Source organism: Streptomyces sp. TLI_053, from assembly GCF_900105395.1.
Lineage (GTDB): Bacteria > Actinomycetota > Actinomycetes > Streptomycetales > Streptomycetaceae > Kitasatospora.
Map to the genome: position 1 here is coordinate 4228930 of NZ_LT629775.1, position 24479 is coordinate 4253408.

Here is a 24479-nt window from a genome sequence, read left to right on the forward strand (position 1 = left end):
CCGGGCCGTCAGACCGCGCTGCCGGCCTTCCACTCGGCCCAGCCCATGTTCCAGCCGTTGAGGCCGTTGGACGGGAGGACGGTCTTGTCCCCGGAGTTGGTGACCTCGACCACGTCGCCGACCATCGAGCTCTTGAAGAACTTGTAGCCGTCCGCGTTGGCGTCCTGGCCGCCCTTGACGTCGCGCAGGCCGACGCAGCCGTGGCTGGTGTTCTGGCTGCCGAAGGTCGAGGCGGGCGACCAGTAGTTGCCGTGGATGAAGGTGCCGGAGGTGGAGAGGCGCTGGGCGTGCGGCACGTCCGGGATGTCGTACTCGCTGCCCAGGCCGACGGTCTGGGAGTTCATCCGGGTCTGCTGGTACTGCTCGGTGATCACCATCTTCCCGCCCCAGGTGCGGAACTCGGGCGAGCCGCCGGAGATCGCGTAGACGGCGCTGACCTGGCCGTCGGTGGTGACGGTGAGCTTCTTGGTGGCGAGGTCGGCGACGCTGGTCTGGGCCCGGCCGACGGTGAAGCGGACGTCCTTGGACTGGGTGCCGTAGACGCCCTTGGCGCCCTGGACGTCCTTGAGCCGGAGCTTGACGGTGACCTTGGTGCCCTTGGCCCAGTACTCCTGCGGGCGGAAGTCGAGGCGGGTGCTGGAGAACCAGTGCCCGACGATCTCGACGCCCGGTTCGGCCACCACGGTGATGGCCTGCTGGACGGCCTTGCGGTCGGTGACCGGCTTGCTGAAGTTGATCGAGACCGGCATGCCGACACCGACCACCGAGCCGTCCTCGGGGGTGAAGTAGCCCACGAAGGTGTTGGCCGGCGTCGCGGTGGTGAAGACGGCGTTGGCGTCCGCCTCCAGCTTGTCCTTGTCGACGGCGGCGGCGGTCACCGTGTACTTGGTGCCGCTGGCCGGGGAGGCGGCGGAGGTCCAGACGGTGCCGTCGTCGGACAGCGCGCCGGTCAGCGCCTTGCCGGTGGAGTCGGCGACCTTGACCGAGGTGAGGGTGCCGCCCGCGACGGCGACCCGGACCGGATCGCTGAAGCCGGCCGAGGTGGTGCCGTCGGCCGGGGTGACGGTGATCACGGCGACGGAGGTCTTCGGGGTGCTGGTGGCGCTCGCCGTCGGCTGTCCGCCGCCGGAACCGGAACCGCCGGAACCGCCGGTGCCACCGGCGCCCGTCGTTCCGGTGCCCGCGCCGCTGTCCGTGCCCTTGGTGTCGTTGCAGGCCGCCAGCAGCAGTACCGGGGCACCGACCAGACCGGCGAGTACGCCGCGCCGGCTCCAGCTGCTCGCGGCCGACCGGCCCTGACCGTCCCGTGCCGTCACGTCGCCCACTCCCTACTGCTTCATCCGGGCATTACGGATACAAAAACGCAATCCGTACGTTCACGGTTCCAACACCAACGGCTTGCGATCGTATGAGAAGACGAAACCAAGTGCCAAATATGGACAAAAAGCCCGGCCTGCGGACGGCAGGCCGGGCTTTCGTCGGACGTCGGGGGCGTGCCCTACTCGGCCGCCTCCTCCACCGCGTACTCGTCCCAGTCCCCGTCCTCGGGGTCGAAGTCGGTGTTCGCCGACTCCCAGGTCGCCGAGGCGAGCTCGACACCCGGGACGTCGCCGAGCAGCGCCACCGGGTCGATGAAGTGGGCGAGCGAACCCGCCGGGTCCACCTCGATGGCCTCGACGGACTGCGCGCGCTCCTCGTCGTCCAGGTACTCGTCCGCGGTCACCTGCTCGAGGGCCGCCGCCTTGAGGGCGCCCTCGTCGGTGATCTCGGCGATGAGCTCGATGCTGAGCCGGACGTAGCGCGGGCTGTCCTGGCCGGTCGTGTCAGTGCTGGTCATGCGCCGAGACTACGGGATCCCGCCAGCCGGGAGGCGCCGGAGAATGCCGGGAGACCGCCGGAAGGGACCCGAGAGAAGCAGCGGGGCCGGCCCCTCCTCGAAGGAGGGACCGGCCCCACCGCTTCCGCCCGACTCCCCCACCCGGGAGCCGTGCGGACGCGCCGAGCGGCGCGGACGTCCGGGAGCCGCCTCACCCTGGCAGCCGGCCGGGGCCGGGCAGGGGCGGGACGACGGCGTCTCCGCGGACAGGGACACCCGGCCGGGTCAGGACCGACCGTCGTGCCCGGGACGGACCGTGCCGCCGGGGAGCCGCTCCCGGCCGGTCGTTGTCGTCCCGTTCGGCGTCTTGCCGTGTGCACAACCATGCCGCAGTCGTGTTAAGCCCGTGCTGCACGGAGATGACGCCGGTGTACCGGTTCGCCCGGAAACGGAACCGGCGCCGTACGGTTCACCAGCCACCGGGTCGGGGGCGGCGGCTGACCGCGGACCGGCGCACGGCCGGGCTCAGTGGCCGGTGCGGCTGCCGGCCAGGAAGCCGAGCAGGTCCTGACGGGTGACGATGCCCTGCGGCTTGCCCTCCACCAGCACCACCGCGGCGTCGGCCTTCTCCAGCACCGTCATCAGGTTGGTGACGGTCTCGCCCGAGCCGACCACCGGCAGCGGCTTGGACATGACCTTGTCCAGCGTGTCGGTCAGCTGGATCTCGCCCGCGAAGACGCCCTCCAGCAGCAGCTTCTCCGCCACCGAGCCGATCACCTCGCCCGCCATGATGTCCGGGTGGCCGGCGCCCGGCGAGACCACCGGCATCTGCGAGACGCCGTACTCGCGCAGCACCCGGACCGCCTCGGCGACGGTCTCGTTGGGGTGCATGTGGACGAACTGCGGGATGCCCTCGTGCTCGATGGCGTCCTTGCGGGCCAGCACCTCGCCGATGTGCGCCTCGTCGGTGGCGGACGGCAGGAAGCCGTAGTCGGCCATCCAGTCGTCGTTGAAGATCTTCGAGAGGTAGCCGCGGCCGCCGTCCGGCAGCAGCACCACGACGACGTCGTCCGGGCCGAGCCCGCGCGCCACCTCCAGCGCGGCGACGACCGCCATGCCGCAGGAGCCGCCGACCAGCAGGCCCTCCTCCTTGGCCAGGCGGCGGGTCATCTGGAAGGAGTCCTTGTCGGAGACGGCGACGATGCCGTCGGCGACCTCGCGGTCGTAGGCGGTCGGCCAGAAGTCCTCACCGACGCCCTCGACCAGGTACGGCCGGCCGGTGCCGCCCGAGTAGACCGAGCCCTCCGGGTCGGCGCCGATCACCTTGACCTTGCCGCCGGAGACCTCCTTCAGGTAGTTGCCGGTGCCGGAGATGGTGCCGCCGGTGCCGACGCCCGCCACGAAGTGGGTGATCCGGCCCCCGGTCTGCTCCCACAGCTCCGGACCGGTGGAGTGGAAGTGCGAGGCCGGGTTGTCCGGGTTGGAGTACTGGTCCGGCTTCCAGGCGTTCGGGGTCTCCCGGACCAGGCGGTCGGACACGTTGTAGTAGGAGTCCGGGTGCTCGGGGGCCACGGCGGTCGGGCAGACGACCACCTCGGCGCCGTAGGCGCGCAGCGTGTTGATCTTGTCGGTGGACACCTTGTCCGGACAGACGAAGATGCACTTGTAGCCCTTCTGCTGGGCCACGATCGCCAGACCGACACCGGTGTTGCCGGAGGTCGGCTCGACGATGGTGCCGCCGGGCTTGAGGGCGCCCGAGGCCTCGGCGGCCTCGATCATCCGCATGGCGATGCGGTCCTTCACCGAGCCGCCGGGGTTGAAGTACTCGACCTTGGCGAGCACGGTGGCACTGATCCCCTCGGCGACCTTGTTCAGCTTGACCAGCGGCGTGTTGCCGACCAGGTCGATGATCGAATTGTGGTACCGCACGGGGGTCCTCCCGGTGTGTGGGCATACGAGTGCTGTCGGTACCGCAAGCCTAGGGCCGAAAGAGAGGCCCTGCGGCCGTACCGGGCGCCCCGGAGGGCCCGTGCGCACCACGAACGGCCCACCGCCGTCGTAGGCGGCGCCCCGGGCGGGTACTAGGGGTGTACACGCATCGGGAACGGCACCCGTCGGGGTGGCACGAGGACGCGAAGGGGGCACGGGGTGCCAGGAACACAGCAGTCGCGGGCCCGGGTGGCCCGGCGGATCGCCACCGCGGCGGCGTACGGCGGCGGCGGGCTCGGGGTCCTGGGGGTGGGCCTGGTCGGCCTGCTGCTGACCGAGAGCAAGCTGGCCGTCCAGGCCATCGGCATCCTGGACGGCGACCCGCCGAGGGCCGACGGCGTCTACGGCGAGGCCTTCGCCGACAGCGCGGCCGCGCCGCAGCCGCCGTTGGTCCTGGCCTTCCTGGGCGACTCCACCGCGGCCGGCCTGGGCGTGCTGCGGGCCCGGGAGACCCCGGGAGCACTGCTCGCCGCGGGCCTCGCCTCGGTCGCCGAGCGCCCGGTCCGACTGGTGAACGTGGCGTTCTCGGGCGGCCGCTCCGCCGATCTGGCCGGCCAGCTGGAGCAGGCCCTGTCGTGCCGCCCGGACATCGCCGTGATCATGATCGGCGCCAATGACGTCACCCGGCACAGCCCGGCCCAGCTCGCGGTGCGCCAGCTCGGCGAAACGGTGGCGGCGCTGCGCGCCGCCGGCTGCGAAGTGGTGGTCGGCACCTGTCCGGACCTCGGGACCATCAAGCCGGTCCGGCCGCCGCTGCGCTGGGTGGCCCGCCGGGTCAGCCGCCAGCTGGCCGCCGCGCAGACCATCGCGGTGGTGGAGGCGGGCGGGCGGACGGTCTCGCTCGGCTCGCTGCTCGGCCCGGAGTTCGCCGCCAGGCCGGAGATGTTCGCCGCCGACCGCTACCACCCGTCCGCCCAGGGCTACGCGACAGCCGCGATGGCCGTGCTGCCCTCGGTCTGCGCCGCACTGGACCTCTGGCCGCAGGAGGAGGCGGGCGACGGGCCGGTCCCCGGCGAGGCGGTGCTGCCGGTGGCGGTGGCCGCGGCGGCCGCGGCCGACCGGGCCGGCAGCGAGGTGGAGGCGGTCGGCGGCGCGGACGGCGCGGCCGGACGCTGGGCGCTGCTGCGCCACCGGATCCGGGTCGGCCTGCCGGGCTCCTGGGCCGCCGGGGAACCGGTGGGCGCGCCGTCCGAGGGGGTTGCCGGAGGCCTGTCCGGGGGCCCCGGTCCGACCCCCGGCAACACGTCGGCCAGCTCACACACCGGGGCGGGTGACGACTGAGCTACCAGACGGTAACTTTCCTCCCGGACGCCTGTCCGCCGCCACTCAGCGAGGAGCCCGCCATGCCCGAAGCCGTCATCGTCAGCGCCACCCGTTCGCCGATCGGCCGGGCCTTCAAGGGCTCCCTGAAGGACGTCCGCCCGGACGACCTGACCGCGCACGTCATCCGGGCCGCGCTGGCCAAGGTGCCGGAGCTCGACCCGCGCGAGATCGACGACCTGATGCTCGGCTGCGGCCTGCCCGGCGGCGAGCAGGGCCACAACCTGGCCCGGATCGTGGCGGTGCAGATGGGCATGGACTACCTGCCCGGCACCACCGTCACCCGCTACTGCTCCTCCTCGCTGCAGACCACCCGGATGGCCCTGCACGCGATCAAGGCCGGCGAGGGCGACATCTTCGTCTCGGCCGGCGTGGAGACCGTCTCCCGGTCGGTCCACGGCACCTCGGACGGCATGCCGGGCACCATGAACCCGCTGTTCGACGAGGCGCAGGCGCGCACCGCACTGCGGGCCGAGACCGGTGGCGGCGAGTGGCACGACCCGCGCGAGGACGGCCTGCTGCCGGACGCCTACATCGCGATGGGCCAGACCGCCGAGAACCTCGCCGCGCTCAAGGGCATCACCCGCGCCGAGCAGGACGAGTTCGGCGTGCGCTCGCAGAACCTCGCCGAGGCCGCCATCAAGGCCGGCTTCTGGGAGCGCGAGATCACCCCGGTCACCACCCCCGACGGCACCGTGGTCTCGACGGACGACGGCCCGCGCGCGGGCGTCACGCTGGAGGGCGTCTCCGGGCTCAAGCCGGTGTTCCGTCCGGACGGCACGGTGACCGCCGGTAACTGCTGCCCGCTGAACGACGGCGCCGCCGCGCTGGTGATCATGTCCGACACCAAGGCCCGCGAGCTGGGCATCACCCCGCTCGCCCGGGTGGTCTCCACCGGCGTCAGCGCGCTGTCCCCCGAGATCATGGGCTACGGACCGGTCGAGGCCTCGAAGCAGGCACTGAAGCGGGCGGGCCTGTCCATCGGCGACATCGACCTGGTCGAGATCAACGAGGCCTTCGCCGCCCAGGTGATCCCCTCCTACCGGGACCTCGGCGTCGACCTGGACCGGCTGAACGTCAACGGCGGCGCGATCGCGGTCGGCCACCCCTTCGGCATGACCGGTGCCCGGATCACCACCACCCTGATCAACTCGCTGCAGTGGCACGACAAGCAGTTCGGTCTGGAGACCATGTGCGTCGGCGGCGGCCAGGGCATGGCGATGGTCCTGGAGCGCCTCGTCTGACCTCGCGCCGTCAACCCGGAAGGGTCCAGACCACCCATTTGGAGTGACACAGCGTAATTGAGGGCCGGATCACACCGCGAGGTCGATCCGGCCCTCTTTTCTGTCATTTCCGGACCGGAAATCGACGGTGCGGAGCGGATCAACTCCGCTGCGTAGAGCGGTCCTACCTAACAATTTGGGGACAAGAGCGAAAGTCACCGACAAATTGGACATTGGCCACTGCGGTAACAGCACCGGATGGGGCAGTGTGGAGAGGTAACCCCGTTCCACTCCTCCCTAGGAGTACGTTCCGTGAGCGCCGTCTACACCGTCCTGCTGCTGATCCTGATCGCCGTGTCGACCGCCGTGCTGGTCCACCTCCGGGGAATCTCCCGCCGGTTGGACGCACGGGCCGCCGTCTCCCCCACCATCGACGAGACCGCGATACGCCGGGCCGTCGCCGAGGCCCTGGCCGCCGACCGCGAGCGGGAGATCACCGAGGCCCGGGCGTTCTGGGCCGAGCAGGAGGCCCGCGCGGCCGAGGACGCACCGCTGTTCGACTCCCCGTTCGCCGGTGTCTTCAGCACCACCGACGAGTGGCCGCTCTTCTTCCCCCGCCCCACCGGGCCGAACGAGGCCGCCGACAACGCCGACCACCCGGGCACCATGGACCCGGAGTTCGGCGAGGCCCTGCGCTCGGCGCTGGAGGACCTCATCGGCGACGGCGGCCGGCCCGCCGGGACCGACCCCGAGGGCGGCGGCCCGCTGCGCCCCGCCCACCCGGCCGGCCACCCCGCCGGCGGCCACCCGGCCGGCGAGGGCACCGGGGACGCCCGGGCCCGCCGCGAGGCCGACCTGCTGGCCACCGGTCTGGAGGCCGGGCTGCTGGACGCCGAGGCCACCGTCGAGGAGGCCCCGGCCACCGCGCCCGACCCGCGCCGCCACCCCTCGCACCCCGACTTCGTGCCCAGCCAGACGCCGTCCCGGGAGTGGACCGACACCCGGCTGACCGCGCTGGCCGAGGAGGGCACCGCACTGGTCGACGTCCGCCCCGGACCGCTCGGCACCCTGGACGTCTACGCCTTCGCCGACGGCACCACGCTCTGTGTGGCCCCGGGCGACCGCGAGGCCGCGTACCGGCTGATCGACGCCGTCCGGGCCGGTGAGAACGTCCGGCTGCTCGGCGGCTCCCGGTTCTCCGGCTCCTACTCGCTGACCTTCTCCACCGACGAGGACGCCGTGTACGTGCTCGCCGACCGGGTGGTGGCCAGCATCTGACCCGGGCGCGCCGACCGGCGCGCGGACGCCGAGGGCCGGCCGGATCGAGGGGGTTACCGATCCGGCCGGCCCTCGGCGTTCCGCCGGTTCCGGTTCACGGCCACCGGGCCGCGCGGGACCGTCCGCGCCATCCAGGTCGTCCGGGTCGTCCAGATCGCCCGGGTCGCCGGGGTCGCCGGGGTCGTCAGACCGCCGCCGAGGCCTCCGCAAGCCGTCGCACGGCCAGGGCCCGCACCGCCCCGGCCGTCACCGGCGGGCCGTCCGGCAGAGCCACCGCGGCGCCCTCCGGCAGCGCGGCCAGTGCCGCCGCCAGGTCGTGCCCGACCACCGCGAGCTGGTCGCCGACGGCGAACGCCCCGGCGTCCGGCAGCTCGCGCGCGTCCGGGCCGTCCGCCCCGCCGTCGGCCCGGACCGCCTCCGCGGCCTGTGCCGCCGCCGCCAGCCAGCGGGCCAGCGCCAGTCCGGCCGCGGCCCGCGAGGGGTGCCCGGGCACGGCGCCGAGCAGCCGGCTCTGCGGCATCGCGCGGAACCGGTCGGCCAGCGCGTCGACGGCCTCGGCCAGGGTCTTCTCATCGGGCGTCTCGGACATGCGGCGAGCATACGGGCCACCGGGGACGAAAGCCGCCGGGCCCCGGAGCGGTCGCTCCGGGGCCCGGCGGCAGTGGTGGTACAGCGGGTCGTACGGCTCGGGATCAGTCGTCGCCGCGCAGGATCGCGATCAGCCGCAGCATCTCGACGTAGATCCAGACCAGCGACAGGGTGAGCCCGAAGGCCGCCCGCCAGGACTCCTTCTGCGGCGCGCCCTGCGCGATGGCCTCCTCGATCGCCGCGAAGTCCAGCGAGAGGAAGAACGCGCCGAGCCCGATGCCGATCAGGCCGACCACGATGCCCAGCGGGCCGCTGCGCAGCCCCATGTCGGCACCGAAGACCAGCGAGGCGACCATGTTGACCAGCATCAGCAGCACGAAGCCCATGGCGATCGCGATGCCGATCCGGGTGTAGCGCGCGGTGACCCGGATCCGCCCGGTCTTGTACGCGATCAGCATCGCCGCGAACACCGCCGCGGTGCCCAGCACCGCCTGGATCGCGATGCCCTCCCAGATGGTGTTGAACACCTTGGTGATCGCACCGAGCGCGAAGCCCTGGAGGCCCGCGTAGAGCAGGATCAGCGGCGGGCTGACGCTCCGCTTGAAGGAGATCACCATGCCGACCACGAACGCGATCAGCGAGGCACCGCCGGCCAGGCCGAAGTTCCGCTCCGGCAGTGCGAACCAGGCGAGACCGCCGGCCGCCACCAGGGTGAGCAGGGTCATCGCGGTGCGCGCGACCACGTCGTCCAGCGTCATCCGGCCCGTCGCCGCGGGACCCGCGGAGGGCGCGTTGTACATCTCGACGAGCTGCTCGTCGGTCAGCGGCGCCCCGCCCTGGGGCTGCTGGCCGTAGGGGTTGTTGGCGTACGGGTTGTTCCCGTACGGATTGTTGCCGTAGGGGTTGCCTGCGTACGGGCTCCCGGCCGGCGGGGTCTGGGTGTTCCCGAAACCCGCGTAGCCGGACTCGCGGGTGAAGGACCCCTCCCGCGAGAAGACCGGGTTGCTGCTTCTCATTGCTCATTCCCTCCGTGGCGGCACTGCACCGCCCGCAGCACAAGGGTAATGGCTTGGCAAAGGAATCGGCATCCGCCGCGAGAAGGATTCGGGAGCTGACGTCCGGCGGGGACGCCGGTCGGCGTCCCCGCGAGTCGGTGCCCAGAGCCGGACTCGAACCGGCACGGCCTTTCGGCCAAGCAGTTTTAAGCTGCCCGTGTCTGCGTTCCACCATCTGGGCTTCTGCGGACCGCCCCGCGGCGGAACGGGGAGCAGCGCTCCACCCCCGTGCGGGCCACCCCTGAGCCTAGTCGCCCGGCATCCCCTTTCGCATGTTCCGAGGCGGGGAAGTTGTCATGTTTCCTTGCCATCTGACGAACAGTTCGTGATTTGGCCACTCGACCCGCTCGATCCGGCCACCGGTTTTCCGCTCAGGGTCGGTGTCATACCGCAGGAGGAGGGCGTCACCTGGGCGTACGCCCAGCGGCGGTCGGGCCAACCGTCCGCCGGAGCGACGAGGAACCATGATCACCGGAAGGAGCATGGAGGTACGGCCGGACGCCCCTGGAAGGGCCCCGGCCGGCCAGCCTCCGGAGCCGTACGGCCCGGTCCGCCACGCCCGACCCGAGGAGCACCCCGTGAGCACGTCGACCGCAACCGCCGTCCGCACCGGCCGGGCGGCCGCCCGCGCCACCGGCCTGAACAAGGTCTACGGGGAGGGCGAGACCCGCGTGGTCGCCCTCGACAACGTCAGCGTCACCTTCCCCCAGGGCGAGTTCACCGCGATCATGGGCCCCTCCGGCTCCGGCAAGTCCACCCTCATGCACTGCATGGCCGGCCTCGACACCGTCAGCTCCGGCTCCACCACCATCGGCGACACCGAACTCGTCGGCCTCAAGGACAAGCAGCTCACCCAGCTGCGCCGCGACCACATCGGCTTCGTCTTCCAGGCCTTCAACCTCCTCCCCACCCTCACCGCCCTCGAGAACATCACCCTCCCCATGGACATCGCCGGCCGCAAGGCCGACAAGCAGTGGCTCGACCGCGTCGTCGAGACCGTCGGACTCTCCGGCCGCCTCTCCCACCGCCCCAGCCAGCTCTCCGGCGGCCAGCAGCAGCGCGTCGCCTGCGCCCGCGCCCTCGCCGGCAAGCCCGACATCGTCTTCGCCGACGAACCCACCGGCAACCTCGACTCCCGCTCCGGCGCCGAGATCCTCTCCTTCCTGCGCAACTCCGTCCGCGAACTCGGCCAGACCGTCGTCATGGTCACCCACGACCCCGTCGCCGCCGCCTACGCCGACCGCGTCGTCTTCCTCGCCGACGGCCGCATCGTCGACGAACTCACCAACCCCACCGCCGACACCGTCCTGGACCGCATGCGCCGCTTCGACGCCAAGGGCCGCACCAGCTGACGCACCACGCGCCGCCGCCCGTCCCTCCGCAGACCCCAGGACCCAGGAAACCCCATGTATCGCACCGCACTGCGCAACGTGCTGGCCCACAAGGGCCGACTGCTGATGACGGCGCTGGCCGTCATGCTGGGCACCGCCTTCGTGGCCGGCACCATGGTCTTCTCCGACACCTTCGGCAAGGCCATGCGGGAGAGCAACTCCAAGAGCTACTCCGACGTGTCGGTCCAGGTCGTCGACTACTCCGCCGGCGCCACCGCGTCCGTCCAGGAGAAGAGCGACAAGAACGCGGTCACCCTGACCGACGCCACCGTCCAGCAGCTCGCCGCGCTGCCCGGCGCCGCCGGCGCCCGCGGTGTGGTCAGCGGCTTCACCGGTGTCGCCGACAAGAAGGGCGAGCTGATCGGCCAGTCGTGGACGGCCAAGGGCGCCAACTTCGCGCCCGGCCCGGACGGCAAGGACGCCCGCTACCCGATGGTCGAGGGCCAGGGCCCGAAGAACGGCAAGGAGATCGCCCTCGACCGGAAGACCGCCGAGAAGGGCGGTTACAAGGTCGGCGACACCGTCCGGATCGGCTCCAACGGCCCGGTCCTCGAGGCGAAGCTCACCGGCGTCTTCACCACCGACGACCCGATGGTCAACACCGGCGGCACGCTCACCCTGTTCGACCGCGCGACCGCGCAGCAGATCCTGCTGGAGCCCGGCCGCTACAGCAGCATCGTGCTCACCGCCAAGCCCGGCACCGGCCAGGACGCGCTGCTCGCCGAGGTGAACCAGAAGATCCGGCCGGAGCAGCAGATCGAGACCCGGACCGGGGCCGACCTCAAGGCCGAGGAAGAGCGGATGATCACCGCCGACACCGACAGCCTGCGCACCATGCTGCTCGCGTTCGCCGGCATCTCGCTCTTCGTCGGCATCTTCATCATCGCCAACACCTTCACCATGCTGGTCGCCCAGCGCACCAAGGAACTGGCCCTGCTCCGGGCGATCGGCGCCAGCCGCAAGCAGGTGACCCGCTCGGTGCTGATCGAGGCGTTCGCCATCGGCACCGTCGCGGCCTCGGCCGGTCTGCTCGCCGGCGTCGGCATCGGTGCGGGCCTGCAGTCCCTGATCGCCTCGCTGAACGACAGCCTCCCGACCGGCCCGCTGGTGGTCAAGCCGGTGACCGTGGTGGTCACCCTGGTGGTCGGCGTCCTGGTGACGGTGCTCTCCGCACTGCTGCCCGCCGTCCGCGCCGCCCGGATCGCCCCGGTCGCCGCGATGAGCAGCGGCGACCAGCCCGCCTCCCAGAAGTCCCTGGTGGTCCGGAACGTGCTCGGCTCGCTGGTGGCCGGTGCCGGCATCGCCCTGGTCACCTTCGGTGCCTCGAAGGGCAACTCGGACGGCCGGATGCCGGTCGCGCTGGGCGCGGTGCTCGCCGTCCTCGGTGTCTTCGTCCTGCTGCCGCTGCTCTCCCGCCCGGTGATCGCCCTGGTCGGACCGGCCCTCGGCAAGCTGTTCGGCATGCCCGGCCGGCTGGCCCGGCAGAACGCGGTGCGCAACCCGCGCCGCACCGCCGCCACCGCGGCCGCGATCACCATCGGCCTCACCCTGGTCAGCGGTCTGACGGTGATCGGCGCCTCGGTCTCCGACACCGTGGACCGGGCCATCACCAGCTCGATGAAGGCCGACTACCTGATCTCCGCGGCGAACGGGATGAGCCTGTCCGAGAAGGTCCCCGCCGAGGCCGCGAAGGCCGCCGGGGTGGCGGCCTCCTCACCGCTGCTGAAGGTCGAGTGGGACCTCAACGGCAAGGCCAGGGAGATCACCGGCCTGAACGGGGACAGCCTGGACAAGCTGCTCTCGGTCACGATGAAGAGCGGTTCCACGGCCTCGTTCGGCCAGGGCGGGCTGCTGCTCGCCGAGGACGTGGCGAAGAAGCTCGGGGTCGGCACCGGCTCCACCGTCGAGGTGGGCTACCCCGGCGACACCAAGGGCACCATGACCGTCGGCGGCGTCTACGAGACGAGCGACCTGCTCGGCGGGGCCATGGTGGCCAACAGCGAGATCCTCAAGCACAACCCCCAGGTCTACCTGAAGAGCGTCCTGGTCAAGGGCACCGCCGGGGAGACCGAGGCACTGCGCAAGGCGCTCAAGGACTCCACCGGCGCCAACCCGGTGATCGAGGTCAAGTCGCGCCAGGACGTCCGGGACAACTTCAGCCAGAGCATCACCTTCGCGCTGAACATGATGTACGGGCTGCTGGCGATGTCGGTGGTGGTCGCGATCCTCGGGGTGATCAACACCCTGGCGATGTCGGTCTTCGAGCGCAAGCGCGAGATCGGCATGCTGCGGGCGATCGGCCTGGACCGGCGCGGCATCAAGCGGATGGTCCGGCTGGAGTCCGTGGTGATCTCGGTGTTCGGCGCCGGCATCGGTGTCCTGCTCGGCTGCTTCACCGCCTGGGCGATCAACGGCACCCTCGAGGCCAGCCTGCCCGGCCTGACCACGGTGCTGCCGTACGGCCAGCTGCTGCTCTTCCTGGCCCTGGCCGGCCTGGTCGGCGTGGTGGCCGCCTTCTGGCCGGCCCGCCGGGCCGCCGGGCTGGACATCCTGGGCAGCATCAAGACCGACTGACCGCGGCACCGTGCGGCACACCGCCGCACCGCCGCACGGCGCGAGAAGGCCCCTGCCGGAGGGTTTCGGCAGGGGCCTTCTGCTACTTCTTGTACTCCGCCCGACTCGCACAGCCGGCTGAGCACCACGGAGGTCGTGGTCCGGCAACACTGCCGGGCGGAGAGCCTCCGACTCATACCCGGTGCTCCCACACCGGGCCGTAGTCGCTACTTGCTGGTGGCCAGCTCCTTGTCGGCGGCCGGCTTCGCGGCCTCGACGGCGGGACGCTTGGTGGGCGCCGTGACCTCCTGGATCGGCTGGTACGGGTTCTCCATCTGGGAGAGGCCGACCATCTCGCGCTTCAGGAAGACGGCGAGGGTCCAGTCGGTGAAGACGCGGACCTTGCGGTTGAAGGTGGGGACCATGGCGCCGTGGTACAGGCGGTGGAACCACCAGGCCGGACGGCCCTTCAGCTTGTACTTGCCGAAGAGGATCGCGACACCCTTGTGCAGGCCGAGGCCGGCGACCGCGCCCAGGTTCTTGTGCTTGTACTCCTGCTGCGGGAAGCCGCGCATGCCGGAGATCACGTTGTCACCGAGGACGGCGGCCTGGCGCACGGCGTGCTGCGCGTTCGGCGGGCACCAGGCACCCTCACCGGCGGCGAGGTCCGGCACCTGGGCGTTGTCGCCGGCGGCCCAGACGTAGTCGAAGCCCTGGACCTGGAGGGTCGGCGCGGTGTCGACGTGACCGCGCGGGCCCAGCGGCAGGCCGAACTGGGCCAGCACCGGGTTCGGCTTCACGCCGGCCGTCCACACGATGGTGGAGGCGTCCGTCTCCATGCCGTTCTTCAGCACGACGTGGCCGTCGACGCAGGAGTCCATCGAGGTCTCGATGTAGACCTCGATGTTGCGCTCTTCGAGCTTCTCCTTGGTCCACAGACCGAGGTCCGGGCCCATCTCCGGGAGGATCCGGTTGGCGGCCTCGACCACGATGAAGCGCATGTCGTCGCGGCTGACCGTCTTGTAGATCTTGGCGGCGTCGCGCGCCATGTCCTCGATCTCGGCGATCGTCTCGACGCCGGCGAAGCCGCCGCCGATGATCACGAAGGTCAGCGCCTTGCGGCGGATGGCCTCGTCCGTGGTGGACTCGGCCTTGTCCAGCTGCGCCATGACGTGGTTGCGGAGGGCGATGGCCTCCTCCACGGTCTTCATGCCGATGCCGTGCTCGGCCAGACCCGGGATCGGGAAGGTGCGGGAGACCGACCCGGTCGCGACGACGAGGTAGTCGAAGGGCAGCTCGTACGAGTCGCCCGCCGAGGGCTGGATGGTCGCGATCTTGCGCTCGTGGTCCACACCGGTGACCGCACCGGTGAGCACCTCCGCGTTCTTCAGCGCGGTGCGCAGGGGCGCGACGAGGTTGCGGGGCGCGACGTTGCCGCCGGCCGCCTCGGGGAGGAAGGGCAGGTACGTCATGTACGACCGCGGGTCCACGACCGTGACGGTCGCTTCGCCGTAGCGCATCTTCTTGAGGATGCGCATCGCGGCATACAGGCCGACGTAACCACCGCCGACAATGAGGATGCGAGGACGCTCCGTGGTGCTCATATCCGAAAGTATCCAGCACCGTTCGGAGCAGCCTTCGTGAGCCCGCTCACAAGCGGACGGACCCCCTCTGCTACACTTCGCGCCCCCGTTTCGACCCCCCGGCCGACACTTCGCGGCCACCCCGGCCCCCCAGCGGACCCACCCGTGACGACGGCCCCGCTGAGCAGCAACGATCCATGACAGGGCCTGGTTCCCGCGCGGGATTTCGATTTTCAAACCTCTGACGGGTCGGAACCTGCGATCCAGTGGTTATCACGCCGAGCGAGCCTTCGGTCCCACATATCGGACGGACCGGACCGTCCAGCGCCGCGAACGGGCGGATCCTCATGTGAAGAAATTCACGAACTTTTCCGCACGGCCCCGGGCGCGCCCCGGCCCCGGGACCCCCGAGGGGCCTCCGGGGCCGGTGCGGTAAGCCTCGTGCCTGGTCAGCGGGCGATACTCCAGGCGATGCCGTCCAGGATGTCGTGCTCGCTGACGACCACCTCGGCGGCGCCCGTCCGCGCCATGATCTCCAGCAGCTCCAGCGCGCCGGCCGCGATCACGTCCACCCGGCCCGGGTGCATCGACGGGATGGCCGCCCGCTCCGCGTGGGTCGCGCCCAGCAGCCGGTCGGCGATCTCGGCGACCCGCTCGCGGGGGATCCGCGAGTGGTGGATCGCCTCCGAGTCGTACCGCGGCAGGTCCTGGGCGATCGCCGAGATGGTGGTGACCGTCCCGGCCAGGCCGACCAGGGTCGCCGCACCGGTCAGCGGGACGGCCTCCTCGGCCCGGTCCAGCTCCGCCCGCACATGCGCCCGTGCCTCGGCGATCTGCTCGTCCGAGGGCAGCTCGGCACCGCCGAAGTGCCGCTCGGTCAGCCGGACGCAGCCGATGTCCACCGAGCGGGCCGCCTCGACGTCCTCGGCCCCGAGCACGAACTCGGTCGAGCCGCCGCCCAGGTCGAAGACCAGGTACGGGGTGGCGAAGGTGCCACCGGTGAGCTCCTTGGTGGCCCCCACGAAGGAGAGGTGCGCCTCCTCCTCGCCGCTGACCACCTCGGGCTCGACCCCCAGGACCGCCCGCACGCCGTCCACGTACTCGGCGCTGTTCTCGGCGTCCCGGGAGGCGCTGGTGGCGACGAAGCGGATCCGCTCCGGGCCGACACCGAAGCCGGCGATCACCTCGGCGTACTCCCGGCAGGCCGCGAAGGTGCGCTCCAGCGCGTCCGGGTGCAGCCGGCCGGTGCGGTCCACGCCCTGGCCCAGCCGGTTGATGATCATCCGCCGGTCCAGGTCGGTGATCTCCCCGGTCTCCGGGTCGAGATCCGCGACCAGCAGCCGGATCGAGTTGGTCCCGCAGTCGATCGCGGCCACCCTGGTCGTGCTCATGCCTCGGCCTCCCCTGCCTCGTCCGCCTCCTGTGCCGCCCGCTTGGCGGCGCGGTCCGCGGTCTTCTGCTCCTTGGCCGCGATCACGGCCTGGTGGTCCTGCTCCTTGGCCCGGTTGCGGAGCACCCGCTCACCGGCCGCCTCGACCTCCGCCGGGGACACGCACGGGCCCTTGGCCCACCAGTCCTCCAGCATCCCGATCGCCTCGTCGCCCAGCGGGTTGACGCCCTCGCCGGCCGCCAGCGAGTGGCCGACCAGCACGTGCAGGCACTTGACCCGGTCCGGCATGCCACCGGCGCTCGGGAAGCCCTCCAGCACCTCGATGGCGTCCCGGCGGGCGATGTAGTCCTCGTGCGCCTTCTGGTAGGCCGAAGCCAGCTCCGGGTCCTCGGCGAGCCGGGCGCTCTGCTCCTTCATCACGCCGTCCGCCTCCAGGGTGCCGATCAGCGAGGCGGCCTTGGGGCAGGTCAGGTAGTACAGCGTCGGGAACGGCGTGCCGTCCGGCAGTCGGGGGGCCGTCTCCACGACGTCCGGGTTGCCGCACGGGCAGCGGTGGGCGACGCCGCGCAGGCCGCGCGGGACCCGGCCGAGCTGCGCGGCGATGGCCGCGACGTCCTGGTCGGAGACGGTGGGGTGGTTCTCAGTGGTCATGGGAGGGGCTGTCTCCAGCGGGGACGGGGGCGGGTGGTGAGGAAGGGGCGGGCTGCGCCGGGGCGGCGGGGGTCACGGGAGCGGTGGGGGCGACGGGAGCGGCGGCGGCGTCCACGGAGTCCCAGACGCCGGCGTACCAGGGCCGGGCCGCCTTGACCGTCCCGGCGGCCGGGCCCTGCGCGGGCGGCGGCGCGCCCAGCGAGGACTTCGCCGGGTCCTGGGCCGCCGGGTCCACCGCGATGTACGGGGTCTCCCCCGGCATCGCGTAGTGCAGCCGGGTCCTGGCCTGCGCCTTGACGTACTCCGGGTCCTGCCAGCGGGCCTTCTCCCGGCGCAGCTGCTCCACCTGCTGCCGGGCGTGCTCGGCCCGGGCGCGCTGCGCCGTGATCTCGGACCGCTGCGAGATGAACTGCCGGGTCGGGTAGGCCAGGATCGCCACCAGCGAGCAGAGCACGAGGACCAGAACGGTCGCCCGGCTCGTGAACCGAGGCCGGGCCGCCAAGCCCGGGATCCTCCAGCCTGCCATCTCCGGTGTCCCCTCCTGGTCGCGACGGTGCCCCGCCGTCCACCCTACGGGGTGAACGGCGGGGCACCGGTCAGGCGTGCGCCACTCGGGCGGCCGGGCGGGTCAGCCCTCGTGCTTGAACCGCGGGAAGGCGCCGCGGCCGGCGTACTCGGCGGCGTCGTCGAGGATCTCCTCGATGCGCAGCAGCTGGTTGTACTTGGCGACGCGCTCGGAGCGGGCCGGGGCACCGGTCTTGATCTGGCCGCAGTTGGTGGCGACGGCCAGGTCGGCGATGGTGACGTCCTCGGTCTCGCCGGAGCGGTGGGACATCATGCAGCGGTAGCCGTTGCGCTGGGCCAGCTCGACGGCGTCCAGGGTCTCGGTCAGCGAACCGATCTGGTTGACCTTCACCAGCAGCGCGTTGGCGGTGCCGGTCTCGATGCCGCGGGCCAGGCGGGCCGGGTTGGTGACGAACAGGTCGTCGCCGACCAGCTGGACCTTGTCGCCCAGCTTCTCGGTCATGGCCTTCCAGCCGTCCCAGTCCGACTCGTCCAGCGGGTCCTCGATCGAGACCAGCGGGTAGGCGGCGACCAGACCGGCGTAGTACTCGATGAGCTCGGCGGAGCTGAGCCCCTTGCCCTCGAACTGGTAGGCGTCGTCCTCGTAGAACTCGGAGGCGGCGACGTCCAGGGCCAGCGCGATGTCCTTGCCCGGCACGTAGCCGGCCTTCTGGATGGCCTCGACGATCAGGTCGAGCGCCTCGCGGTTGGAGTCCAGGTTCGGGGCGAAGCCGCCCTCGTCGCCCAGGCCGGTGGAGAGGCCGCGCTCCTTCAGCACGCCCTTGAGCGTGTGGTAGACCTCGACGCCCCAGCGGACGGCCTCGGAGAAGGACTCCGCGCCGATCGGAGCGATCATGAACTCCTGGATGTCGACGTTGGAGTCCGCGTGCGAGCCGCCGTTGAGGATGTTCATCATCGGGACCGGCAGGACGTGCGCGTTCGGGCCGCCCAGGTAGCGGAACAGGGGCAGGTCGCTGGCCTCGGAGGCGGCGTGCGCGACGGCCAGCGAGACGCCCAGGATGGCGTTGGCGCCGAGCGAGGACTTGTCCGGGGTGGCGTCCAGGTCGAGCATGGCCTGGTCGATCAGGCGCTGCTCGGTGGCGTCGTAGCCGACCAGCTCCGGGCCGATCTGCTCGATGACGGCCAGGACGGCCTTCTCCACGCCCTTGCCGAAGTAGCGGTTCTTGTCGCCGTCGCGGAGCTCCAGGGCCTCGAAGGCACCGGTGGAGGCGCCCGACGGGACAGCGGCACGGCCGGTGCTGCCGTCGTCGAGGCCGACCTCGACCTCGACCGTGGGGTTGCCGCGCGAGTCGAGAATCTCACGGGCTACGACGACATCGATGGACGGCACGAGGCATCTCCTAGCGGAAGCAGGTGCGGCTGACAGTGGGGTGCCGTCGGCCGGACGATTGCGGAGTCGTTACGACCAGAGCCTAACCGCACCGGCTGTCCGGGCCACGTCGACCTCGGCCACGTCTCAGCTTGTGGCCGTGCTACCCACCGGTAGTTCACCTGGTTGCCCGGCCTCGGACGTCCCGGGGCGGACGAAGCGGATGGAACGGGCGGGAGCCCGCGCGCCGGTCCACCCGCCCGCCCGCCTGTCCGGTGACGGGCGGACGGGCGGGCGGCGCGACGGACGGACGTGCGGCGCGACGGACGGACGGGCGGACAGCGGCGCGACGGACGAACGGGCGGACAGCGGCGCGACGGACGGTGGGCGCGCTCCGGAGCGTCAGCCGAGGGTGAGGACCTGGCCGGGGATGATCAGGTCCGGGTCGCCGCCGACGGTGCCGCGGTTGCCGTCGTACAGGGCCTGCCAGCCGCCCTGCACGCCCTGCGTGGTGGCGATCCCGGCGAGCGTGTCGCCGGAGCGGACGGTGTAGCCCTGGCCGGCCTGCGGCTGCTGGACCTTCGGGGCCTGCTGGACCTGCGGGGCCGCCGGAGTCTGCTGCGGCGCGTACTGCGGGGCCTGCGACTTGGGCGCGGCGTGCTTCGGTGCGGCCTTCGGGACCTGCTTCTCGGCCTCGGCCTGCTGGGCCTGCGACTTGGGCGCGGCGTGCTTCGGCCCGGCCTTCGGGGCCTGCTGCTCGACAGCGGCCAGCGGGGCCTGCGCCTTCGGCGCCTGCTGCGGCTGGGCCTGCGGCTTCGGGGCGGCCGGGGCGGCCGGCGCGGCGTCCGCCGAGGCGTCGACCGCCGCCGGGGCGCCGCCCTTGCTCAGGCCGGCCTTCTTGGAGCAGACCGGCCAGGCGCCGGGGCCCTGCGAGGCCAGCACCTTCTCGGCGACGGTGATCTGCGCCGCCTTCGAGGCCTGGTTCGCCTGCGGCGCGTAGGAGGTGCCGCCGAACGCCTTCCAGGTGCTGGAGGTGAACTGCAGGCCGCCGTAGAAGCCGTTGCCGGTGTTGATGCTCCAGTTGCCCCCGCTCTCGCACTGGGCGACCGCGTCCCAGGTCGAGGCCGGGGCGGCAGAGGCGCCGGTGGCGCTGAGGATCGGCAGTGCCAGTCCGACACCGGCGACACCGGCGACGGCGATGGCCTTCTCGGTCTGGGTGCGGCGACGGTGACGGCCGGTTCCGACGAACAGCATGGGGAAGTCCCTCTCCGCACGCCTGCGAGGTGAGCTGTCGGGTTCGGACCGGGAGGTGGCCCGGCCGCACGGAGGCGGCTTCACCCCAAGCCGTGGGAGACGGCGCAAGACCTGGTTCCCCCGCCCCTGCCCAGGGTTCTGGTCGGTTTCCGGTGACGCGGCGGGCAGGACTCGGCGTTCCGCGCACGGGACCCGCTTCCGCGGGCTCCCCGGAGAGTAGACAGATCTTCAGAGCAATCACAAGCTCATATCGCCGCTATCACACGGAAATCACGTCACGTGATGGATTGCCCACCAACCGAGGATGTATGTCCGGGTTGATGGGGATTCACACCCTCCGGGGGCGGCGCGTCGAGCGGCCGCGCCGGCGTGTCGTGAGCCCCCCTCAGTGAACTGCCGAGGGGTCGGCGGAGGTTGCCCCCGATGTCGCCCCCGGCGTGAATTCCACCGGAAGTTCACGAAGTCCGCGCATGATCAGACCACCGCGCCAGCGCAGTTCCTCCGGGTCCGCGGCGAGCCGGAGGTCCGGCAGCCGGGACAGCAGGGTGGTCAGCGCGGCCCGCCCCTCCAGGCGTGCCAGCGGGGCGCCGATGCAGTAGTGGATGCCGTGCCCGAAGCCCAGGTGCGGGTTGTCCGCCCGGGCCAGGTCGAGGGTGTTCTCGTCCGCGAACCGCGCCGGGTCCCGGTCCGCCGCGGCGAGCACCACCAGCACCGGGTCGCCGACCGGGATCCCCACCCCGCCGATGGTCAGCGGACTCGTCGCGAACCGCCAGGTGGCCAGCTCCACCGGGCCGTCGTAGCGCAGGAGTTCCTCGATCCCGGTCTCCAGCAGCGCGCTCTCGCCGCGCCCGATCGACTCCTGGAGCAGCGACCGCTGCCCCGGGTTGCGCAGCAGCGCGTAGACGCCGTTGCCGATCAGGTTCACCGTCGTCTCGAAGCCCGCGAAGAGCAGGATGAAGGCCATCGCCGCGGCCTCGTTCTCGGTGAGGTGCTCACCGTGGTCGCTGGCCCGGATCAGCCCCGAGATCAGGTCGTCCCCGAGGTCCGCGCGCTTGCGGTGGATCAGCTCCGCGAGGTAGGCCCGCATCCGCTTCACCGCCCGCCCCACGCCGCCGCGTTGGCCGCCGCCGTGCCGGATCATCATCCCGGCCCAGTCCCGGAAGTCGTCCTGGTCCTCGGCCGGCACGCCGAGCAGGTCGCAGATCGCGTAGATGGGGAGCGGGAAGGCGAACTCGTGGATGAGGTCGGCGGATCCGCGCGCCGCGAAGCCGTCGATCAGCCGGTCCGTCAGCTGCTGCACCCGGGGCTCGAAGGCGGCCACCCGGCGCGGGGTGAAGGCCTTGGACACCAGACGGCGCAGCCGGGTGTGGTCCGGCGGGTCGATGTTCAGGAGGTGCGTCATCAGGTCGGCCTGGCGCTCGCCCGGGATGCCGACCCGGCCGGTGCGGTGCGCCTGCTCGCTGTGGTGCGCCGGGTTCTTGGAGAGCCGGCTGTCCGCGAGCGCCTGACGGGCGTCCGCGTACCGGGTGACCAACCAGGCCTCCACCCCGCTGGGCAGCGTGGTCCGGTGCACCGGCTCGTGCTCGCGCAGCCACGCGTACGCCGGATACGGGTCTGCGGCGAACTCCCAGGTGAACAGGGGCGGACGGGCGGAAGCGGGCTGAGCAGGCATGGGTCGACGGTATCCCGGGCGGGTCCCCGGCACCGCACCGTGGGCGGCGCCGTTCCCGTCGTTGTTCCCGTCGTTGTTCCGGCCGTTGTTCCCGCCGCCGTTCCGGCCGCTGTTCCCGTCGGCTCCGCCCCTTCCGGTGATCGTTCCGGTGATGGTGGGCCGGAGCAGGCGTGAGTCTGGTCACCTGAGGGGTAATTCCTGTTGCGGAGGATCCGGTCGTGCCTACGATCCTCCGCAAGATGTCCGTGGGCGCCGGTGCGGAGCCGCCCACAGGGAGGAGCAGGGCCATGCGGGTCACCGGTGCGGTCATCGTGATCGCGGTACTCGACGGCGGGTCGGGGGCGGGCCTCGCCCGCCGCTTCACCGCGGCGGGCGCCGCCGGGATGCTGATCGCCGACCAGCGGAGCGGGGTCGCCGAGGACCTCGCCACCGAACTCGACCGGCCGGGCTGCCCGGTCGTCGGGGTGTGCGGCGACGTCCGCCGCCCCAGCGATGTCGCCGCGCTGGTCGACACCGCCGAGAAGCACCTGGGTCCGATCGACCTCTTCTGCGTGGCCGGGCCGGACGGCGAGCGGATCGTCTCCCTCTCCGACCTGCCCGCCCACCTCGACCTGGAGCGGCTCGCCGAACTCGTCGCGCTGGTCGGCGAGGCGATCGGCGAGGTCGTTCCGCCGCAGCGCCGTCCGGTGGCGGACGTCGCCGCGGCCTGAGGCCCCGGGGCGGACGGGGCTGCCAGGTCGGGTCGCTCGGGTCGGGGTCGGCCGGGTCGGGGCGGGGCCCGTCGGTCCGGACTGCTCGCTCGCCCGGCGCCGCCCGGCTGCTCGGCGGGCTACTCGGCGGGCTTCAGACCCTCGGCGGCGCGCACCGTGTCGCGGTAACCCCGCGCCGCCGACCGCAGCGCGGCGTCGACGTCGAACCCGGCGTCGTGCGCTCGCTGCGCCACCGCGAGCAGCAGCCGGCCCGCGGACTCCGCCGTGAGCTCGGCGGGCAGCTCGTACGGCTCGTCCGGTACGCCCGCGAACCCGGACCGGCGCACCCGCGACACCAGCTTCGCCGCGTACGCCAGCGAGGGCAGTCCGGCCGGGACGCCGTCCAGCACCGACTCGCGGTCCGACTTCTCGGCCGCCTTGAGCGTCTCCCAGTTGGCCTCCACCTCGGCCGCGCCGTCCGCCTCGGTGTCCCCGAACACGTGCGGGTGCCGGTACATCAGCTTCTCGACGATGTCGCCCGCCACATCGTCGATCGAGAACGCCCCGGTGGGGTGCTCCTCGGCGATCCGGGAGTGGAAGAAGACCTGGAGCAGCACGTCGCCGAGCTCCTCCCGAAGGGTGTCGCGGTCGCCCTCCTCGATCGCCTCGACAAGTTCGAAGGCCTCCTCGACCAGGTACTTCACCAGGCTGGCATGGGTCTGTTCGGCGTCCCACGGGCAGCCGCCGGGCGAGCGGAGGCGGTCCATCACGGACACCAGGTCCAGCAGCCGGGAGCCCGGCAGGTCGTACGAGCCCGGCAGCACCTCGATCTCCGGCACCTCCCCGGCGTGCTCGACCGCGAGCCGCGCCAGCGCGTCGGTCAGCCCCGGATCGCCGTCCGGGCCGCCCAGCCAGACCGTCGCCCCGTCGCCGGCCGCGCCGTCCGCCGGGGCCCCGGTCAGCAGCCGCGCCAGCGCGGGGGCGGAGCCCGGCGCCACGACCTCCACCTCGACACCCGCCTGCCGCAGGGCGGGCAGCTGCGGGTGAGCGGCGTCGCCGGCGAGCACCCGCCCGGCCGAGCGCAGTGCCTCCCAGGCCGGCCAGGACAGCAGGCCCGGGGCCACCCGGTGGGTCGTGATGAGGAGGATCAGCTTCGCGCCCGGAGGATTCGTCGTCACCCCTCGAACCTACCCGTCCGCCCGATCGGCCCGCCGCCGGGTTTCCGCGCCGACGACGCGGGTGAGGTTGCTCCGGTGGGCCGGCCGGTGCTCCGGTGCTCCGGTGGGCCGGGGGCCGGGGCGAGGCGGCGGCGTCCTCAGCCGACGGGCCCGGAGCGGGTGACCGGCGCGAGGGCGGCGCGGTCCGGGTCCCAGGTGCCGTAGCGGGGGTTCACCCGCAGACGGCCGGCGGTGGCCGTGGCGGCCAGGATCCGGCGGACGGCCGCGTCGCCCGCCGGGGTGCCGGCGTCCGCCCCGGCGGTCGCGGCGAGGCGGCGGATCCCCAGCTCGCGCCCGAGGCGGTCGTCGATCGCCTCGGCCGGAACGCCCTGCGCCGCCAGAGCCCGCGCCAGCTGCCCGGCGCCGCCGAGGCGCCGTTCCTCCTCCGCCCGGGCGGCCGCCACCTCGGTGTCCGCGACCGCCGGGCCCCGCTCCGCGACCGCGCGGGCCACCACCGCGTCGAGCACCAGCTCGGTGACCGCCCTCCGGGCCGGAGCCTCCGTCCGCCACCGGGCGTCCGCCGACACCCCGCCCGGGGCGTGCCGCAGCGCCGCCACCCTGGCCTCCACCGCGTCCACCGGGATCCGCCGTCCGTCCAGCACCGCCGCCGTGCCCGGCGTCAGCCCGTCCCCGCCGCACCCGGTCAGTGCGGGGAGGAAGCACAGGGCCCCGATGGCGGCGGCGACGGTCCTGGTGGCCCTGCTGGTCCCCGTGGTCCCGGCGATTCCGGTGCTCCCGGTGGTCCCCGTGGTCTTGGTGGTCCCGGTGGTCCCGGTGGTCCCGGTGGTCCGGCGACGGTGCATGGCGGCTCTCCGGATGCGGGCGGCAGGGATCCCCCGAGCGTAGGGCGGGGTGCCCGGGGCGGTGCGGACCGTCCCCCGGACGGCCTATCCGGGCCGGGCGCCGGCGCGGCACC

20 protein-coding genes, 1 tRNA gene and 1 riboswitch are annotated in these 24479 nt (G+C 72.5%); of the genes, 6 read left to right on the top strand and 15 right to left on the bottom strand.

All coding sequences use genetic code 11. The features are described from left to right. Positions 1-8 precede the first annotated feature (8 nt). The 3 genes from BLU95_RS16880 to BLU95_RS16890 all read right to left on the bottom strand — a co-directional run bounded on the left by BLU95_RS16880 (position 9) and on the right by BLU95_RS16890 (position 3745). Positions 9-1325 (bottom strand): L,D-transpeptidase, encoded by a 1317-nt coding sequence (locus BLU95_RS16880; RefSeq protein ID WP_400753929.1) that lies wholly within the window; start codon positions 1323-1325, stop codon positions 9-11. 173 nt (positions 1326-1498) lie between these two features. Beyond that, positions 1499-1837 (bottom strand): hypothetical protein, encoded by a 339-nt coding sequence (locus BLU95_RS16885; protein ID WP_093860752.1) that lies wholly within the window; start codon positions 1835-1837, stop codon positions 1499-1501. A gap of 504 nt (positions 1838-2341) precedes the next feature. Then, the gene (locus BLU95_RS16890) at positions 2342-3745 is read right to left on the bottom strand and encodes a cystathionine beta-synthase (RefSeq protein WP_093860753.1); all 1404 of its coding nucleotides are present in this window, start codon (positions 3743-3745) and stop codon (positions 2342-2344) included. Positions 3746-3964: 219 nt separating this feature from the next. On the opposite strand from BLU95_RS16890, the gene BLU95_RS16895 reads away from it, so the two are divergent. The 3 genes from BLU95_RS16895 to BLU95_RS16905 all read left to right on the top strand — a co-directional run bounded on the left by BLU95_RS16895 (position 3965) and on the right by BLU95_RS16905 (position 7626). Next, on the top strand, positions 3965-5086 hold the full coding sequence (locus BLU95_RS16895; RefSeq protein ID WP_093860754.1) for an SGNH/GDSL hydrolase family protein: 1122 nt from the start codon (positions 3965-3967) through the stop codon (positions 5084-5086). Positions 5087-5148: 62 nt separating this feature from the next. Next, positions 5149-6369, top strand: coding sequence for an acetyl-CoA C-acetyltransferase (locus tag BLU95_RS16900; protein WP_093860755.1), 1221 nt, complete (start codon positions 5149-5151; stop codon positions 6367-6369). A 291-nt stretch (positions 6370-6660) separates the two neighbouring features. Next, positions 6661-7626, top strand: coding sequence for a hypothetical protein (locus BLU95_RS16905; protein WP_093860756.1), 966 nt, complete (start codon positions 6661-6663; stop codon positions 7624-7626). Between the two features lie 184 nt (positions 7627-7810). On the opposite strand, the gene BLU95_RS16910 is transcribed toward BLU95_RS16905, so the two are convergent. The 3 genes from BLU95_RS16910 to BLU95_RS16920 form a co-directional block, all read right to left on the bottom strand. Next, positions 7811-8215 (bottom strand): hypothetical protein, encoded by a 405-nt coding sequence (locus tag BLU95_RS16910; RefSeq protein ID WP_093860757.1) that lies wholly within the window; start codon positions 8213-8215, stop codon positions 7811-7813. A gap of 103 nt (positions 8216-8318) precedes the next feature. After that, positions 8319-9230, bottom strand: a complete 912-nt coding sequence (locus BLU95_RS16915; protein ID WP_093860758.1) for a Bax inhibitor-1/YccA family protein — start codon at positions 9228-9230, stop codon at positions 8319-8321. Between the two features lie 138 nt (positions 9231-9368). Further along, positions 9369-9450: transfer RNA gene (locus BLU95_RS16920), tRNA-Leu, on the bottom strand. Positions 9451-9751: 301 nt separating this feature from the next. On the opposite strand from BLU95_RS16920, the gene BLU95_RS16925 reads away from it, so the two are divergent. Further along, entirely contained in the window at positions 9752-10621 is an 870-nt protein-coding gene (locus tag BLU95_RS16925) for an ABC transporter ATP-binding protein (protein ID WP_093860759.1), read from the top strand. 54 nt (positions 10622-10675) lie between these two features. After that, positions 10676-13234 (top strand): ABC transporter permease, encoded by a 2559-nt coding sequence (locus tag BLU95_RS16930; protein ID WP_093860760.1) that lies wholly within the window; start codon positions 10676-10678, stop codon positions 13232-13234. 206 nt (positions 13235-13440) lie between these two features. Here the strand turns inward: BLU95_RS16930 and BLU95_RS16935 are convergent, their stop codons facing one another. From BLU95_RS16935 to BLU95_RS16965, 7 genes are all read right to left on the bottom strand, one after another. After that, on the bottom strand, positions 13441-14817 hold the full coding sequence (locus tag BLU95_RS16935; RefSeq protein ID WP_030398003.1) for an NAD(P)/FAD-dependent oxidoreductase: 1377 nt from the start codon (positions 14815-14817) through the stop codon (positions 13441-13443). Positions 14818-15245: 428 nt separating this feature from the next. Then, positions 15246-16187 (bottom strand): Ppx/GppA phosphatase family protein, encoded by a 942-nt coding sequence (locus BLU95_RS16940; RefSeq protein WP_093860761.1) that lies wholly within the window; start codon positions 16185-16187, stop codon positions 15246-15248. Then, positions 16184-16855, bottom strand: a complete 672-nt coding sequence (locus BLU95_RS16945) for a DUF501 domain-containing protein (RefSeq protein ID WP_231978781.1) — start codon at positions 16853-16855, stop codon at positions 16184-16186. The genes BLU95_RS16940 and BLU95_RS16945 overlap by 4 nt, the downstream gene beginning before the upstream one ends. After that, positions 16827-17339 carry an FtsB family cell division protein gene (locus BLU95_RS16950; RefSeq protein ID WP_231978606.1) on the bottom strand — a complete coding sequence of 171 codons (513 nt, stop codon included), beginning with the start codon at positions 17337-17339 and terminating at the stop codon, positions 16827-16829. Before BLU95_RS16950 ends, BLU95_RS16945 begins: the two co-directional genes overlap by 29 nt. 126 nt (positions 17340-17465) lie before the next feature. Beyond that, positions 17466-18752: a phosphopyruvate hydratase gene (gene eno, locus BLU95_RS16955; protein ID WP_093860764.1), complete on the bottom strand. Its 1287-nt coding sequence runs from the start codon at positions 18750-18752 to the stop codon at positions 17466-17468. Between the two features lie 381 nt (positions 18753-19133). Then, positions 19134-19985 (bottom strand): transglycosylase family protein, encoded by an 852-nt coding sequence (locus BLU95_RS16960; protein ID WP_093860765.1) that lies wholly within the window; start codon positions 19983-19985, stop codon positions 19134-19136. Between the two features lie 5 nt (positions 19986-19990). After that, positions 19991-20139, bottom strand: a riboswitch (cyclic di-AMP (ydaO/yuaA leader). A 231-nt stretch (positions 20140-20370) separates the two neighbouring features. Then, on the bottom strand, positions 20371-21657 hold the full coding sequence (locus BLU95_RS16965; protein WP_093860766.1) for a cytochrome P450 family protein: 1287 nt from the start codon (positions 21655-21657) through the stop codon (positions 20371-20373). Between the two features lie 218 nt (positions 21658-21875). Between BLU95_RS16965 and BLU95_RS16970 the strand changes: the two genes are divergently transcribed. Further along, entirely contained in the window at positions 21876-22367 is a 492-nt protein-coding gene (locus BLU95_RS16970) for an SDR family NAD(P)-dependent oxidoreductase (protein WP_082558545.1), read from the top strand. 119 nt (positions 22368-22486) lie between these two features. Here the strand turns inward: BLU95_RS16970 and BLU95_RS16975 are convergent, their stop codons facing one another. Then, entirely contained in the window at positions 22487-23524 is a 1038-nt protein-coding gene (locus tag BLU95_RS16975; RefSeq protein WP_093860767.1) for a nucleoside triphosphate pyrophosphohydrolase, read from the bottom strand. Positions 23525-23661: 137 nt separating this feature from the next. Further along, the gene (locus BLU95_RS16980) at positions 23662-24366 is read right to left on the bottom strand and encodes a hypothetical protein (RefSeq protein WP_093860768.1); all 705 of its coding nucleotides are present in this window, start codon (positions 24364-24366) and stop codon (positions 23662-23664) included. Positions 24367-24479: the final 113 nt, after the last annotated feature.

What these genes read in the sequence shown, in the direction of transcription:
- BLU95_RS16885 (WP_093860752.1), bottom strand. Translation starts at nt 1,837, where the DNA reads ATGACCAGCACTGACACGACCGGCCAGGACAGCCCGCGCTACGTCCGG.
- BLU95_RS16900 (WP_093860755.1), top strand. Translation starts at nt 5,149, where the DNA reads ATGCCCGAAGCCGTCATCGTCAGCGCCACCCGTTCGCCGATCGGCCGG.
- BLU95_RS16910 (WP_093860757.1), bottom strand. Translation starts at nt 8,215, where the DNA reads ATGTCCGAGACGCCCGATGAGAAGACCCTGGCCGAGGCCGTCGACGCG.
- BLU95_RS16915 (WP_093860758.1), bottom strand. Translation starts at nt 9,230, where the DNA reads ATGAGAAGCAGCAACCCGGTCTTCTCGCGGGAGGGGTCCTTCACCCGC.
- BLU95_RS16925 (WP_093860759.1), top strand. Translation starts at nt 9,752, where the DNA reads ATGGAGGTACGGCCGGACGCCCCTGGAAGGGCCCCGGCCGGCCAGCCT.
- BLU95_RS16930 (WP_093860760.1), top strand. Translation starts at nt 10,676, where the DNA reads ATGTATCGCACCGCACTGCGCAACGTGCTGGCCCACAAGGGCCGACTG.
- BLU95_RS16935 (WP_030398003.1), bottom strand. Translation starts at nt 14,817, where the DNA reads ATGAGCACCACGGAGCGTCCTCGCATCCTCATTGTCGGCGGTGGTTAC.
- BLU95_RS16940 (WP_093860761.1), bottom strand. Translation starts at nt 16,187, where the DNA reads ATGAGCACGACCAGGGTGGCCGCGATCGACTGCGGGACCAACTCGATC.
- BLU95_RS16960 (WP_093860765.1), bottom strand. Translation starts at nt 19,985, where the DNA reads ATGCTGTTCGTCGGAACCGGCCGTCACCGTCGCCGCACCCAGACCGAG.
- BLU95_RS16965 (WP_093860766.1), bottom strand. Translation starts at nt 21,657, where the DNA reads ATGCCTGCTCAGCCCGCTTCCGCCCGTCCGCCCCTGTTCACCTGGGAG.
- BLU95_RS16980 (WP_093860768.1), bottom strand. Translation starts at nt 24,366, where the DNA reads ATGCACCGTCGCCGGACCACCGGGACCACCGGGACCACCGGGACCACC.